Here is a 13,747-nt window from a genome sequence, read left to right as displayed (position 1 = left end):
TTTCGTTCTCAATGGACTACCTACTCATAATTCCTCTTATGTTTATCGTAGGAACTTTATATACTGCTGCTATAAACCTGTTTAAAAAGAACAAAGATTAATTTGTCTTGTTAAATCTCTTAACTAACACAATATTCCTAGTCCTCATTGCAATAGGTCCTCTTCCGCTGCTTACGAATACTGTTTTGTCAGTTATCTTTTCTACTTTGCCTTTTCTCATTTGAATACCATCACTAACGTGTGAAGTAATAAGTACATCATCACCAACTTTTAAGTCTTTAACTCGAACATTCTCTCTGCCTATTTTAATCATCCCCTTTACAAAAAGTTATTTGTTCTTATTATCTTTGCATGGATCATCCTCTGCTAATAATTCCCCTTGCATACTCCAATATTGCCTTACAATCCTACATTTATCACTTTCGTTATCTCCAGTACCTCTTAAAGAAGTTGTTTCTATAACTTGGATTACTCTAGCTGTATCTGTACCTCTTGGCCTTGCACTCATTCTTATCACCCTTTCATCAGAATAAACCTTCTAAGAAGCCTACTTGCTTACAATCATCCGCTTTAACACTATGTAAATAGCCTTTATTGTTTCTTAGAAGATAAGTATTTCTTGTCTTACCTTCTACCTTATAAATCTTGCCTGCTGTGAATCCTGGTCTATTCCATACCATCATTCTTACTTTCATGTTTATCCCCTTTCAACAAAAAACACTTTGTTTTAACAACTTCTAACTGGTAGTACATATGATTCCATGTTTATCTCTCTATCTGTATACGTTATATGTACTGCTTCTAAATTACTCTTAGGGTTAAATCCAAATGTCAACTTATCATTTTTACCTGCTTTTTTTAATGCATCTTCTAGAAACTGTTTTTTAAATGATATCTTAAAGTCTTTCTCTTTTTGCCCTTCAATAAATCCATCAATATTAAATACTTTGTCTTTATTGTCTTGTGGAATATACATTCTTAGCCCACTAGGTATATATGTTATTTCTAGTTGCTCATCTACTATACTTATTTGAACTTCTTGTTCATTTGTAGGTACATAAATGCTTTCAAAACTTGCTTTAAAATTATCTTCATCCTGTACGAACATTTCATTAATCTCGATTCTATAACCATCTAGCGCCCATATTCTAAGCTTATTGCCTGTTACATCTATGTTGATATTCCTTAAATCAGGTCTTGCATCATTTTTAGCTGTAACTCTTTTACAACTATCAATCATTTTCTTAAAAGAACTAACTGGTAATTTAACAGCCATCTATATTCCTCCTTATTAAAAATCAACTTTGTTAAACATCCCTTTGTTTGCTACAGTTAAACATATTTTTTGGATATTTTATTAGATCACCATCTTTTGTTTTTATTAAGAATTGATGTTCTAACTCATCAATAACTTCATATTTATCATTTAAAATATTTAATAGATTCATGTAGCAATTAATGAGTCCTATTTTTAGTGATAAATCCTTTTGTGGATTATAATCTGATTTTTTCATAAAGAATAACTTGCAACTTCTCATTCTTATATTCTTTTGAATTGATGTTCTTATACTATGAGCTGCAACATTATTATCTTTTGCTGCTTCACATACGCTTACATATTCTCCAACATATTCACCTGTATAATAATCAAGCTGAACTATTTCTATTGGCTTATTCCCATGCATACTATTCCTCCTCTATAGCTATAAATTTCCTCCCTTTGTATTTTCCACTCATTCCTTGATTTATATTTGAATATAAAGCTCTACATGTTATACCTGCCCAAGCTGCAACCTCTGTACTTGTTCCTACAAAAAGAGGTAATTCTAAACTATCTGCTGTAACTGCCATATAAATCTTAGGTTTTGGCATTTAGAACCCTCCTTATCCTTTTCACATTGTCTTTCCCATAGCAAAGATCTCTTCTTATGCCTTCTAATACATTTATTACTTCTGCTGTAGCTTCATTAATTTTTAATTCATTAAGTTCACTAATCTTTTCATCTAGTGATCGTATATCTTTTCTAGTTGCTTCTACTGTGATTCTAAATCTCTCTACAGATTCATCTTTAAGTTGCTGCTTTGATTTCTGCATATCACCACAACCTTAACTGTTTTTCTCCTAATTCATCTATTACCTCATTAAATTTAACTTCTTCGCTACCTATTTCACTTCTTAGGTAACTCTTAAGATGTTCCTCACAATTACCATTGCACTTAATAGTGCCTAAATAGTGAAATATATCCTCTATCTCACAAGCCTTTATTCTGCTTTTACTAAAGCTTTTATGTACTACCTCTGCTGTTAAGGGCTTACCACCTAGCTTGCTATTCCCTACATAAGCTTTCCAAACTTGCATTATAGCTTCTTCCAACCTACTGAAATTCCATTTTTCTCTAGTTGATATGCCAACCAATACAGCCTGTCCCTACAATAGCTTGTAGCTACTTTATCTCTTTGAAACTGCCATACTATCTCTGTAACACCGCTTGGCATACTTTTAAGTTTTCTAATCTTATCGCAAACCTGTGTAAGCTTTTTAATATCTACATTATTTTTATCTAAAGCATAGATTTCACTTAACATTTTCCAAGCACCTTCTTCCAAAGCGGTCTGCTTGCTAATGCTATATCCTTATCTGCTTCTTTAAGTGCCTGTTGTAGAGTATTAATGTTTAACTTAAGCTTATCAATTTCTTCCTCTCGACAACTTATAGTAAGTTCTCTGAGCTTAAGTTTATTTTTTAGGCTAGCATTTTCCTTGTCCAAACTTTCGTTTGTTTGGGTTAGATCTGCAATCTCTTTAGCTAGCTCAATACTCTTGTCTACCACTACTATAAGATCTTTAGATTTAGCTATAAGCTGTTCTTTAGTATCATTTAGTAGTTTATTAGCTATTTTATTTTTAGTTTCTTCTCTCTTTGCTCTGGCTTCTTGTTCTAATGCAATACTTCTTGCTTGTTTTCTGTTGCAGCCTGTAACTATTGTTTTTATCTTCATTTGTGATTCACCCCATTTATCAAATTATTTTCTACTACTACCTTTAACTGCTCTACCGTTCTACCTGGTTTCTTATTCTCTTCGTAAAAATTAGCTACAACCAATGTTGTATTACAATCTGCCTTTTCAGCCACTTCTGCTGCCCAAATTAACAGTTCATCTGTTGCTTTGTGTGGATCACTCACTTGAATGTCCCTCTCTTTCTTTAACTAGTTTTGATTTCCTTTCTAGTTGTAATTTCTCTAATTCATCAAAGTCCCAATCATGAGAAGCCATACTATTAAATTTTTCAATTTTGCTACTTGATGCACCATTCTCAAATTTACCTATATTCTTATATTGATTTAGATACCCCTCGAACTTATCTTCATTGAATAAGGTTGATGGTCTTAAATACTGTTCAAACTTTGTTCCTTTCCATTTACTTGACATTGTGAATATTACTTTTTTAAAATCATCAACGGTATAATGTTCTTTTAATCTAGCTACAATTAATCTCTTTGTAGTCTTACTAGTTGGTTTATAATTAGTTCCACAAATACTATTCAAATACTCAATAATCAGCACTATATTATTATTAAATGTATTATTAATATCTGTATTATTCTCTTTAACCTTTTCTTCCATAGGGGTATTAACCTTTTCTTCCATAGGGTATGGAAGAATTCGTAAATACCTATAGAGAATTTCTTTACTACCTTCTTTGTATGTAATATCTAAACTTATATAATTCTTTTTGACTAATTGACTAATCCATGTCGATATAGATTTTTTACTAACCCCATAGAGCTTAGAAAAATACTCATTGCTCGCCCAGCAATATCCCTTGTCATTGCAAAGTGCTGTTATTTCTCCGTAGAGCAGCTTAGCATTAGCGGTAAGATCACTATCATATCTAACATTTGCTGGAATAATAGAGTAATATGCCCTGTTAATCGCATCTGACATATTGCATATTCACTCCTTTCGTGTTAATATCATCTTGAAATTTTATTTTCTATGTGCATGGTTAAAGGTTGCCGCCTTTGCCATGCTTTTTTTCTTTTCAAATTCTCTTTTGTAACGTTCACGTTTGGTAATATACACTCCCATGTAAAAGCTGAGAAAAATTACACTTGGTAAGCCTAAGATTATTTTGACTTCATCTGATGATAATGAAGGTGGAAATAAAACGAGCGTAAATGCTACTATTAGTGCAATAGCTGCTAATATCTCTTTAAGAAGGTTTTTCATTTTAATAGCCCCCTTAACTGAGTATTTAAAGAACTGTAATGGCTTGCTCCTGCACTATCTCCTACTCTTAAGCATTCATGTACCTTTTCTCTATTGGCCCTCATCTTAGCTTGTAAAGTAGATGTAATAGCATCTCTTTTTTGTTGCTTTAGTTCCTTTGCTTTTTTACTCATTATGCTTGTCCTCCATCTTCACGTTCTATAACTGGTAAAATCCCATTTTCTTTTAATAAAGAATAAAGAAATAGTCTTCCTTTTTGTGTCCACTGAGTATGAAGCTTAATTCCAGTTGAACCATCACCTCTTGTATAAGTTTGTGTCTTTGATTGTGTGTATCCTTTAGCGTGATGCTTTGCATATAAAAGCCATGTACCTGATTGGTTATACTGAACATTTAGATTAAATAGTGTTTTATTCATTGCATTTGCACTCATGCCGTAGTCTTTAGCTATTAAAGTAATAGGCATGAGTTCCGTACTTTGTAATACTAAATCGTAATAGGATGCTTTAGGTTGAAGCTCGCCGATTATCTGCTGTTGCTGCTTATTTTCTAGTTGTAATACTTGCTTTTCTTGCTGTTCTAATATCCAAGCTTTAGCACGTTCAATGGGATCATCAATCTGATATGATTCTTTTTGTTTTATGTAGTTTTCCATGCTATGAAATCTATTTACATATCTTGCTGTAAAACATGTGCCCTTTGTTCCTATAAGCTTGTTTGCAATTAGTTCGCAACCTTTTCTAGTAACTTGATAACATGTTCTACTTTGTCTATTTGCATCTAAATATGTACTTTCAATAAAGAATTCGCTGTGGGAAAGATTTCCCTCGGCTAATTGAGTAATATATCTTCTAATATCCTTTAATAAATCGTTGTGTGGCTTTTCTACCATTTCTGATACTTCTATGCTGCTTATAGTTTCAATAGCTTGTCCATTTTTACCGATTAGCACTACTGGAGTATTATTACCTGTAGCCAATGCCTGATTTAATTCTTTATTCATCTTTAGTACCTCTCTTTCTTTACTTAATCAAATTGTTGTTTTAACCAAAAATAAACTTTTGAACATCACTAATTGGATTATTATAGAAATCGTCAATATATTGCGCAGGTATACGTATAGCTTTACCAACCCTTTTTGCAGGGATTTCATTGGTTTTAACCTTTCGATATATAGTCATTTCACATACATCTAATTTTTTTGCAGCTTCCTTTACACTGTAAACATGCTTTTTTGACATATATGTACCTCCTTTAAATAGCAATCGTTAGTCCTAATATTTCAGCTATTTGTTTCTTGCGCTCCGTAGCTATTCTCTTCCCTTGTAAGATGTCTGATATATACATGGGACTTACACCAATTTTTTTAGCTAAATCTGAGTTGTTCATGTCTAAATCAATCAGTTTCTTAGCCACTTCTTTACCAAAAGTTGTGTATTTCCTAGTCACGCATCTTGCCATGATACATTCCTCCTTTTAATTGTTTATTTTTTAAGCATAATATATTGACAGTTGAATATTTCCATTGTATTATTGTAGTTGAAGAAAATATTCATCATTTAAGATATGACAAATAATACGCTAGTTAGGGAACGAGACGTTTTATTTATATCTATATCTTTTATTTACTGTCTTTATGTTTGCATATGGGTTATGCTTAAATACAGTATAGTTGAAAATATTCATCATGTCAACATAGTTTTTGATGTTTTTTCTTCATTCAATTGAAAGAGGTGTAATATGATGCTGGTTGAAAAAATACAAGAATTATGTAGAAGAAATGCTACAACACAAAGCTCTCTCGAAAGAGAATTAGGCTTTGGTAAAGGAACTATTAGTAAATGGGATAAAAGTTCGCCTTCTACTGACAAGCTTCAGAAGGTTGCAGATTATTTCCATGTATCCATAGATTATTTATTGGAGAGAGAAGATAAAATATTAAAGTTAAATTCTAGAGATGAAAAGGATATTGCAAAATCGCTTGAAAAAATAATGTCTAATTTAGAAAATGGAGAGGCCCTAGCATATGGTGGAGAAGTTAATGAAGATGATAAAGAGCTTTATAGGGTTGCAATTCAAGGGGCATTAGAAATGGTTAAACTTAAGAATAAAGAAAGATTTACTCCTAAAAAATACAGGAAATAGAATATTACTAGGGGGGCTTGTATTGCATAAAGAATTTATCAATAAACTTATAGACAAAATAACTCAACAAGGAAGTATTACAGATTTATATAGAATAGCTACTGAAAATCACATTATAGTACATGAGGTTAATATTGGAAGCGGCGGCGGATATTATTTCTACGAGAAACGATATGGGGTTATTATTTTAAACTGTGCACTATCCTACTTTCACAAACTGATTGTATTAGCTCACGAAATAGCTCATGCAATTCTTCATCCTTTCGAAAAAGCACATTTTACTCATATTGGGATTAGAAAAAATAAAAAAGAAAACGAAGCTAACTATTTTGCATGTAAGTTACTTGATGTAATAGGTTTTTGGAAAAATGATAATTTATGTGTGTATGAACATGAATTATCAAAAGCTGATAGAGGATTCATTGAAACTTATAAAAATTATTCAATCCTATAATATAAAAAAGGGTTAAGTGCTACCAACACTTAACCCCTATTGAGTGCATGAAATATACATATACACCCTAACAAGTTAAGTATATATTATGTGCTCCAATATTTCAATAAGGAGTGTTTGTTTGTATGTCTGATTATATAAGAAAACGTGGTAATAGATATTATCCTATGATTTATTTAGGATACATTGGTGGAAAAAGAAAATATAAATCTGGTGGTGGGTTCGATAAGCGTTCTGAAGCTAAAGAAGAACTTCTTAAAATGCAGAATAAAATCAAAAAAAACTCTATCATGATTGAAGCTGATGATATGACTTTTGGAGAACTAGCGGAACAATGGTATGAAATGCATGCTAAGCCTACCATTTCATATAGAGCGTTAGAAAATTATAAAGGAATATTAAATAAATCCCTTGTTCCTGCATTTGGAAATGTTAAACTAAAAACAATACAACCTATACACATACAAAGATATTTAATGACTTTAAAACATTTATCTCCCGCAACTATACGAAAATACTTCTATGTTTTAAAAAGCATTATGGATAAAGGTGTTGAATGGAAGATATTAGAGATATCCCCCATTAAAGGGATTACTCTTCCTTCTTTAACTACTCAAGAATTTACAGTATGGGACAATGTTCAAATTAATAAATTTTTAAATATTGTTAAAGATACAAAATGGTATGTACCATTTTTACTTGCATTTACTACGGGTATGAGACAAGGAGAAATATGTGGTTTAAAATGGAGTGATTACAACACAATTACCGGAGATATATCAGTTTCACGATCTATGCAACGGAACTTTAAATTAAAAGATACAAAAACAAAAAGCTCTAGAAGAAAAATTGTGCTACTTAAAAAGACCAAACTAGCCCTTGATTATCAAAAAAGATGTCAAGAAGAAAATGAGAATTTATTAGGTAAACAGTATATAAACTCAGGTTTTATATGTACACACAATAATGGAGAATCAATAAATCCTGAAAATCTAGGTAAAACATTTAAAAAGCTTATAAAAGAATATAAACTAGAACCTATACGATTCCATGATATTAGGCATAGTTTCGCTACTATATTACTACAAAATGGTACAAACCCTAAAATAGTAAGTGAGATTCTGGGACATAGCGATGTTCAAACAACCTTAAATGTATATTCGCACGTACTTCCCGACTTACAAAAAGATACAATGCAACAATTGGAGGGTATTTTATTTTGATATTTCATGTCAGTAAATATGTCAGTAAATACAGTTAAAACCAGCTAAAATTAGTTAAATAAATATATGTTTAAAACCCAAAAATCCTTTTGAATATCAATGCTTTCAAAGTTTTTCATGTAAATGTAAAAACATAGTGTTTCACCTTGGTAAGGTGGAGGCCACGGGTTCAAGTCCCGTTGAGAGCTTTACTATTTAAAGGATACAAGTTATTACTTGTATCCTTTTTTTGTTAGTCAATAAATATTTATGTTTATCGGCGTATAATATCAGTATTTTTTAATAAGAGGTACCATTGACTCTATTTGTTACAAATTCTTACTTTATAAATTTTTCAGATTTATAATTTATTTTTATAAGAAAATACATTTAATATTAAAATGATTCATATTATTATGTATATATATAAGTTATTAAGGAGTATAGTGTAATGATATTAAAAATCTTTAAGAAATACGAATTTCCCTTTATGTACATTGTATTTATAACTACTATATATATTACTTACAGGTTATTAAACGTAACCATTTAACCAGTTATATACTTAAATGAATGTCCCGTTACTAGCTTTATAAAAAAGGGTATAAACATTAAAAGTAAATGTTTATACCCTTTTTTGTGACTCGTTTTTAGTTATTGAAGACTTTTATTGAATTCAAAAATATTTTCTATTTCATTATCTGTCTCGTCATAACATTTCACATCCGCTCCTGCAATGTATCCAATAGAATCACGGTCCAAAACTGTAGCTCTTATTTTAAGTAAGTCCTCCTCACTCATGGGTAAATCAACTACCTTTGTTTCTTGATCTCTAGTACAGACCATCTTAACTTTCATTTTACTCACCTTTCTTCCTTCTATATTAAACTTCCATAATAATTGGCAAAATAGTGGGTCTTCGTTTTGTTTTTTCATATAAAAGTTGCTCTACCACCTTTTTAATGCTCGTTTTTAAAATATGCCATTCTGTCATTTGATAAGCAAGACACATCTCTAATTCTTTATTAGCTACAGCTTTTACTTCTTCTATTAAATCCTCTGAATCCTTGGCATAAACAAAGCCTCTGGTAATAATATCAGGACCACTCATAATAGAATAAGTTTCTAAATCAATAGCTGCAACTACTATGAGCATCCCCTCTTCTGCTAAATGCTTACGATCCCTTAGTACAATATTACCTACATCTCCTATACCAATACCATCTACTAAAATATTTCCTGCCCTTACTCTTCCGATCACTCCAGCTGTTACCTTATTTACTTCTAAAACATCTCCATCTTCTAAAATAAAAATATGATCATGTGGCATCCCCATTTGTCTTGCTAGATTGCGATGATGAATCAGATGCCTATATTCTCCATGCACTGGCATAAAATATTGAGGATGTGTTAACGTATGCATAAGTTTCAGTTCTTCTTTATAAGCATGTCCTGATACATGAACCTCTTCTAAATCCTTGTAAATGACTTGGGCTCCTTTTTTGTAAAGCTCATTAATCACTTTTGAAACTAATTTATCATTTCCCGGAATAGGGGAAGCAGAGATAATAAATAAATCATTAGGTTCTATTTGAATTGATCGATGTTTGCCAAAGGCAATACGTGCCAGTGCTGCCATAGGCTCCCCTTGGCTTCCTGTTGTAACAATAGTAATCTGGTCATTAGAATAATTCTTGATTTGCTCACCTTCTATTAAAGTAGCTTCTGGTATATTCAAATACCCTAAACTGCTAGCTACTTTCGTTATGTTTTCCATACTTCTGCCACTAAAAGCTACTTTACGTCCATAAAGCACCGCTGCATTAATAATCTGTTGAATACGATGAATATTGGATGCAAAGGTCGCAACAATAATACGTCCTTTCACATTGTCAAATAAACGCTCTAAGGTCTTACCAATAGTTACTTCTGATGGAGAGTGTCCTTTACGTTCTACATTAGTGCTATCTGCTAAAAGGAGTAATATGCCTTCTTTTCCTAATTCACCAATCCGCTGTAAATCCATTCCCTTCTGATCAACAGGTGTATAATCCACTTTAAAATCCCCTGTATGAAAAATAATTCCTTCAGGTGTATGCACTGCAATACAACACGCACCGGCAATGCTATGTGTACTTCTCACAAACTCTACCTTTATTTGTTCTAAAGCAATCACGTCACCAGCTTCCACGCAGTGACATTCACTTTTTGTTAGGAGACCGTGTTCTTGGAGTTTGTTTTCTATAATGCCTAAAGTAAGAGGAGTTCCATACAAGGGAATGTTCATCTGTTTTAATATATAGGGAACTGCACCTATATGATCTTCATGTCCATGAGTGAAAAAGATACCTTTTACTTTATTCTTATTTTGTAATAAGTACGTAATATCAGGAATAACCAAATCTACCCCATACATTTGTTCATCTGGAAAACCCATGCCACAGTCAATCACTATAATTTCTTCTTCATACTCTATAACGGTTATATTTTTGCCAATACTTCCAAGCCCTCCAAGAGGAATGACTTTCACAGCATTTTTCATCTTTCATCCTCGCTTTATTACTTTTATACTTAGTATAACTTTTTCCTAAAAAAGTATGTAGTGTTATTTTTAAATGAGACAAATGATAAAGTTACTTGCCATTAAGCTTTGATAAAATTTCCATATTGAAATACTTACATTAAGCTCATACTAAATTTGAATTTTTATTCTTAATCATTTATTACTTTTAGGAGGTATTGTCATGTCTTTCCCTAACCATTTTAAAGCGCAACAACAAACAAGGCATCCTGGTTTTGAATACGAAATGCAACCACTCCCCATTTTTGATGATAAAACGACTCTTCCAAATGGTAGTTTACTCCAAGAACAAGTAGCTATTATTACAGGTGGTGATAGTGGTATTGGACGTGCTGTAGCAGTGGCTTATGCCAAGCAAGGAGCTGATGTTGCCATTGTTTACTATAATGAAGATAAAGATGCAGAGGATACACAAAAAGCTGTTGAAGCTTATGGCCAAAGCTGTCTTCTTATTAAAGGTGATCTCACAGAAGAAACTTTCGCTACAGACGTAGTCACAAAAGTCATGGATACCTATAAGCATATCGATATCCTAGTCAATAATGCTGCTGTCCAATATGAAAACTCAAGTTTACAAGCCATTACTACCGAACAGTTTGATAAAACTTTTAAAACTAATGTATATGGCACTTTTTATATGACTAAGGCCGTCTTACCGCATCTCAAATCAGGTGCATGCATTATTAATACAACTTCTGTCGTCGCTTTTCATGGTCATGAAAAACTCATCGATTACTCCATGACCAAAGGTGCCATTACAGCTTTCACGCGCTCCCTTTCTATGGCTCTTACAAAATCAAAGTCTGGTATACGTGTTAATGCTGTTGCACCAGGTCCTATTTGGACACCTTTTATTCCTTCTAGTTTTGATGTAAGCAGCATTCCTGCTTTTGGTACTACCACGCCACTAGGTCGTGCTGGTCAACCCATAGAATGTGCAGGTGCTTATGTTTTCTTAGCTTCTAAAGCTGCTAGTTATATAACAGGACAAACCATTCATATTAATGGTGGAGAAATTATTAATGGCTAATCCTACTTTTTTATGAAGAAATGTTATAAATAGCGTTTAAAAATATTTTTATTTTCTATTAGGGATTCCACTTGTAGCTAACATATATATACGTGTAAAAACAAATCAAACAACTTCCTCAGCATAATCACCGCAACATTAACTTGAGGAACTGACCGGGCCTCGTAAGTTTCAATCTGTTGCTACAGATACCTCTGTCTCCAAGGAAAATGTCACTAGTACGCTGACAGGGAGGCGCCATTTATAAGTTGCCAAAAACGTTTTTACATCTTGTATGATTCAAATAAAGTTTTAACCAGAGTCTTAAGGCCTTGGCACCTAGCTTAGGGCAGCCCGGCCAAGACTTTAAGGAGCTCCTCACTCATTGGTTTAACTTTTATGATGTTGCTACCTATGCCTTATGAAACTTCATACTGTGCTGAGGAGCCATTGCTGTGTCTTTTTTAAGAAATGGGTAGCATGTTATAGAAGTTAAATAAGAGTCTGGCACAAAAAAGGTAATCCTTACTGTGATACTTCACTGAAAGGATTACCTTTTTTGTTGAATTTTTATTTGCTAAACTTAATAAGCTTTTCTATAATAAATATTTAATATGACTTTAATTTCTTTTTCTATTTGCAATAAGATAAATACCAATAGCAATAAGACCAATAGACCATACTAAAGAACCATTAAACCATCTAAAAAAATTGGTACTCATTTCATCTAAAGCAGAAATTAATAAAATACCTACTGGAATTAATAAGAATTTATTACGAGAACCAAACCAATAAAGCTGAAATAGCCCTAATGCTACACCTAGCTCCCCTGCTGGAAAGTGTGTAAAGAATAGTCCTCCAAGTAAGGCCTCTAAAAAGCTAAATAATCCTACAACTGTAAAAATACCTCCTGGAACAAGAATGCCTGGTGACCTTCTTGTGGTAAAATACTGCCACTCAAAATATAACCCCAGTGCTAAAATACCTAAATCCCAGAAAGAAATATAACCAAATAGATTAATATTAAAAACTTGTTTTAAGATACCACCTATCCCGATGATAATTAAAATAGCCGCTAAAATAATATTTGTTTCTTTTTTTCCCATTACTATTCTCCCCATTTCCTTTATGTTAAGTGTTTGTAAGATTAATATAACTCCTCTTTATGAGAAATTGATATGTCCAAGATTAATATTTCATGAGAAAATGCCTATTCCTCTTATAGATTTTATTTCTCTCTCTATACTTATATCTGATTAAATTCGCCATATGAAGGCAATCAATCATTTTTAATAAGACAAAAAGCAGAAATCCTTATAGGGTTTCTGCTTTTTTGCTATTAACTATTCCTTATTTGTATATTTTGTACTATTTCACGCAATACTCAGCTAAGTAAGCTTCCATTCTTGCTTTCATTGCATCATCAATATATACTTTTCCATCAATCTCTACGTTGTGGATTGTATCAATAATTTCTCTAACAGTTACGATTGGATATGTTTTAATGCCAAATTCTGTTTCGATTTCTTGAATGGCTGTTTTATCTCCTTGACCTCTTTCCATTCTATCTACAGAAATAATAAGTCCTTCAATTTGCACATCTGCAGCGCCTTTAAGGGTTGGGAACACTTCTCTTACTGCTGTTCCTGCTGTGATAACGTCTTCAACGATGAGTACTTTGTCACCATCTTGAAGCTTGTATCCTACCATAGATCCACCTTCACCATGATCTTTTTCTTCTTTTCTATTGAAGCAGTAGTTAAGATCTTTGTCAAATTCATTTGATAGTGCAATGGCTGTTGCTACTGATAATGGAATTCCTTTATAAGCTGGTCCAAAAAGAGCATCTACATCTCCTTTACCATTTTCCATAATGCTTTTAGCATAGAATTCACCAAGTCTAGCTGCTTGTGCACCTGTTTTGTAATTTCCTGTATTGACGAAGTAAGGTGTTTTACGACCGCTTTTTGTGGTGAAATCTCCAAAAGTTAATACCCCTGATCTTACCATAAATTCTATAAACTCTTTTTTGTAGCTCATTTTCTTCATCCCTTCGTTTTATTAATGTATAGAAGTAAATTTTATATGTGCCAGTGGAAAATTTTACACTCAGTTCTTAAAAA

General features: G+C 32.4%; 25 protein-coding genes and 1 tRNA gene. 5 read left to right on the top strand and 21 right to left on the bottom strand.

What is annotated here, in order from left to right; translation table 11 throughout:
* Window positions 1-97 precede the first annotated feature (97 nt).
* The 17 genes from CLOLE_RS09335 to CLOLE_RS09265 are packed head-to-tail and all read right to left on the bottom strand — an operon-like array spanning window position 98 to window position 5,694.
* Window positions 98-313 carry a hypothetical protein gene (locus CLOLE_RS09335; RefSeq protein ID WP_013656862.1) on the bottom strand — a complete coding sequence of 72 codons (216 nt, stop codon included), beginning with the start codon at window positions 311-313 and terminating at the stop codon, window positions 98-100.
* A 15-nt stretch (window positions 314-328) separates the two neighbouring features.
* Window positions 329-508, bottom strand: coding sequence for a hypothetical protein (locus tag CLOLE_RS09330; RefSeq protein ID WP_013656861.1), 180 nt, complete (start codon window positions 506-508; stop codon window positions 329-331).
* Window positions 509-524: 16 nt separating this feature from the next.
* Window positions 525-695: a hypothetical protein gene (locus tag CLOLE_RS22980; protein WP_013656860.1), complete on the bottom strand. Its 171-nt coding sequence runs from the start codon at window positions 693-695 to the stop codon at window positions 525-527.
* Between the two features lie 32 nt (window positions 696-727).
* Entirely contained in the window at window positions 728-1,276 is a 549-nt protein-coding gene (locus CLOLE_RS09325) for a DNA polymerase III subunit beta family protein (RefSeq protein ID WP_013656859.1), read from the bottom strand.
* Window positions 1,277-1,307: 31 nt separating this feature from the next.
* On the bottom strand, window positions 1,308-1,685 hold the full coding sequence (locus CLOLE_RS09320) for a hypothetical protein (protein WP_013656858.1): 378 nt from the start codon (window positions 1,683-1,685) through the stop codon (window positions 1,308-1,310).
* A gap of 1 nt (window position 1,686) precedes the next feature.
* Window positions 1,687-1,872, bottom strand: coding sequence for a hypothetical protein (locus CLOLE_RS09315; protein WP_013656857.1), 186 nt, complete (start codon window positions 1,870-1,872; stop codon window positions 1,687-1,689).
* Window positions 1,859-2,095: a hypothetical protein gene (locus CLOLE_RS09310; RefSeq protein ID WP_013656856.1), complete on the bottom strand. Its 237-nt coding sequence runs from the start codon at window positions 2,093-2,095 to the stop codon at window positions 1,859-1,861. Before CLOLE_RS09310 ends, CLOLE_RS09315 begins: the two co-directional genes overlap by 14 nt.
* A gap of 1 nt (window position 2,096) precedes the next feature.
* Window positions 2,097-2,360 (bottom strand): hypothetical protein, encoded by a 264-nt coding sequence (locus tag CLOLE_RS09305; RefSeq protein ID WP_013656855.1) that lies wholly within the window; start codon window positions 2,358-2,360, stop codon window positions 2,097-2,099.
* Window positions 2,360-2,587: a hypothetical protein gene (locus tag CLOLE_RS09300; protein ID WP_013656854.1), complete on the bottom strand. Its 228-nt coding sequence runs from the start codon at window positions 2,585-2,587 to the stop codon at window positions 2,360-2,362. The genes CLOLE_RS09305 and CLOLE_RS09300 overlap by 1 nt, the downstream gene beginning before the upstream one ends.
* Entirely contained in the window at window positions 2,581-3,000 is a 420-nt protein-coding gene (locus tag CLOLE_RS09295; RefSeq protein ID WP_013656853.1) for a hypothetical protein, read from the bottom strand. Before CLOLE_RS09295 ends, CLOLE_RS09300 begins: the two co-directional genes overlap by 7 nt.
* On the bottom strand, window positions 2,997-3,185 hold the full coding sequence (locus tag CLOLE_RS09290; protein ID WP_013656852.1) for a hypothetical protein: 189 nt from the start codon (window positions 3,183-3,185) through the stop codon (window positions 2,997-2,999). The genes CLOLE_RS09295 and CLOLE_RS09290 overlap by 4 nt, the downstream gene beginning before the upstream one ends.
* On the bottom strand, window positions 3,178-3,948 hold the full coding sequence (locus tag CLOLE_RS09285; protein WP_013656851.1) for a conserved phage C-terminal domain-containing protein: 771 nt from the start codon (window positions 3,946-3,948) through the stop codon (window positions 3,178-3,180). Before CLOLE_RS09285 ends, CLOLE_RS09290 begins: the two co-directional genes overlap by 8 nt.
* Window positions 3,949-3,990: 42 nt before the next feature.
* Window positions 3,991-4,233: a hypothetical protein gene (locus tag CLOLE_RS09280; protein ID WP_013656850.1), complete on the bottom strand. Its 243-nt coding sequence runs from the start codon at window positions 4,231-4,233 to the stop codon at window positions 3,991-3,993.
* Window positions 4,230-4,406 carry a hypothetical protein gene (locus CLOLE_RS22975; RefSeq protein ID WP_013656849.1) on the bottom strand — a complete coding sequence of 59 codons (177 nt, stop codon included), beginning with the start codon at window positions 4,404-4,406 and terminating at the stop codon, window positions 4,230-4,232. Before CLOLE_RS22975 ends, CLOLE_RS09280 begins: the two co-directional genes overlap by 4 nt.
* The gene (locus CLOLE_RS09275) at window positions 4,406-5,236 is read right to left on the bottom strand and encodes a phage regulatory protein/antirepressor Ant (protein ID WP_013656848.1); all 831 of its coding nucleotides are present in this window, start codon (window positions 5,234-5,236) and stop codon (window positions 4,406-4,408) included. Before CLOLE_RS09275 ends, CLOLE_RS22975 begins: the two co-directional genes overlap by 1 nt.
* Before the next feature lie 40 nt (window positions 5,237-5,276).
* Complete coding sequence (locus CLOLE_RS09270; protein WP_013656847.1) at window positions 5,277-5,474, bottom strand: helix-turn-helix domain-containing protein; 198 nt, start codon at window positions 5,472-5,474, stop codon at window positions 5,277-5,279.
* Between the two features lie 13 nt (window positions 5,475-5,487).
* Window positions 5,488-5,694 carry a helix-turn-helix domain-containing protein gene (locus CLOLE_RS09265; protein WP_013656846.1) on the bottom strand — a complete coding sequence of 69 codons (207 nt, stop codon included), beginning with the start codon at window positions 5,692-5,694 and terminating at the stop codon, window positions 5,488-5,490.
* Between the two features lie 279 nt (window positions 5,695-5,973).
* Between CLOLE_RS09265 and CLOLE_RS09260 the strand changes: the two genes are divergently transcribed.
* The 4 genes from CLOLE_RS09260 (at window position 5,974) to CLOLE_RS22970 (ending at window position 8,243) form a co-directional block, all read left to right on the top strand.
* The gene (locus CLOLE_RS09260; protein ID WP_041712944.1) at window positions 5,974-6,378 is read left to right on the top strand and encodes a helix-turn-helix domain-containing protein; all 405 of its coding nucleotides are present in this window, start codon (window positions 5,974-5,976) and stop codon (window positions 6,376-6,378) included.
* A 22-nt stretch (window positions 6,379-6,400) separates the two neighbouring features.
* Window positions 6,401-6,832, top strand: coding sequence for an ImmA/IrrE family metallo-endopeptidase (locus tag CLOLE_RS09255; protein WP_013656844.1), 432 nt, complete (start codon window positions 6,401-6,403; stop codon window positions 6,830-6,832).
* Window positions 6,833-6,957: 125 nt separating this feature from the next.
* Window positions 6,958-8,055 (top strand): site-specific integrase, encoded by a 1,098-nt coding sequence (locus CLOLE_RS09250; RefSeq protein ID WP_013656843.1) that lies wholly within the window; start codon window positions 6,958-6,960, stop codon window positions 8,053-8,055.
* 101 nt (window positions 8,056-8,156) lie between these two features.
* A tRNA-Thr gene (locus CLOLE_RS22970) sits at window positions 8,157-8,243 on the top strand.
* 445 nt (window positions 8,244-8,688) lie between these two features.
* Here CLOLE_RS22970 and CLOLE_RS09245 read toward each other — a convergent pair.
* Entirely contained in the window at window positions 8,689-8,892 is a 204-nt protein-coding gene (locus CLOLE_RS09245; protein WP_041713604.1) for a hypothetical protein, read from the bottom strand.
* Between the two features lie 25 nt (window positions 8,893-8,917).
* Window positions 8,918-10,576, bottom strand: coding sequence for a ribonuclease J (locus tag CLOLE_RS09240; RefSeq protein ID WP_013656841.1), 1,659 nt, complete (start codon window positions 10,574-10,576; stop codon window positions 8,918-8,920).
* Window positions 10,577-10,778: 202 nt separating this feature from the next.
* Between CLOLE_RS09240 and CLOLE_RS09235 the strand changes: the two genes are divergently transcribed.
* Window positions 10,779-11,645 (top strand): SDR family oxidoreductase, encoded by an 867-nt coding sequence (locus CLOLE_RS09235; protein ID WP_013656840.1) that lies wholly within the window; start codon window positions 10,779-10,781, stop codon window positions 11,643-11,645.
* A 599-nt stretch (window positions 11,646-12,244) separates the two neighbouring features.
* On the opposite strand, the gene CLOLE_RS09230 is transcribed toward CLOLE_RS09235, so the two are convergent.
* Together CLOLE_RS09230 and pyrE are read right to left on the bottom strand one after the other, a co-directional pair.
* Window positions 12,245-12,730 carry a hypothetical protein gene (locus tag CLOLE_RS09230; protein ID WP_013656839.1) on the bottom strand — a complete coding sequence of 162 codons (486 nt, stop codon included), beginning with the start codon at window positions 12,728-12,730 and terminating at the stop codon, window positions 12,245-12,247.
* Between the two features lie 262 nt (window positions 12,731-12,992).
* Window positions 12,993-13,664: an orotate phosphoribosyltransferase gene (gene pyrE, locus CLOLE_RS09225; protein WP_013656838.1), complete on the bottom strand. Its 672-nt coding sequence runs from the start codon at window positions 13,662-13,664 to the stop codon at window positions 12,993-12,995.
* Window positions 13,665-13,747 lie beyond the last annotated feature (83 nt).

The organism is Cellulosilyticum lentocellum DSM 5427 (genome assembly GCF_000178835.2).
Lineage (GTDB): Bacteria > Bacillota > Clostridia > Lachnospirales > Cellulosilyticaceae > Cellulosilyticum > Cellulosilyticum lentocellum.
This window is presented reverse-complemented; position numbering and strand designations above follow the sequence as displayed.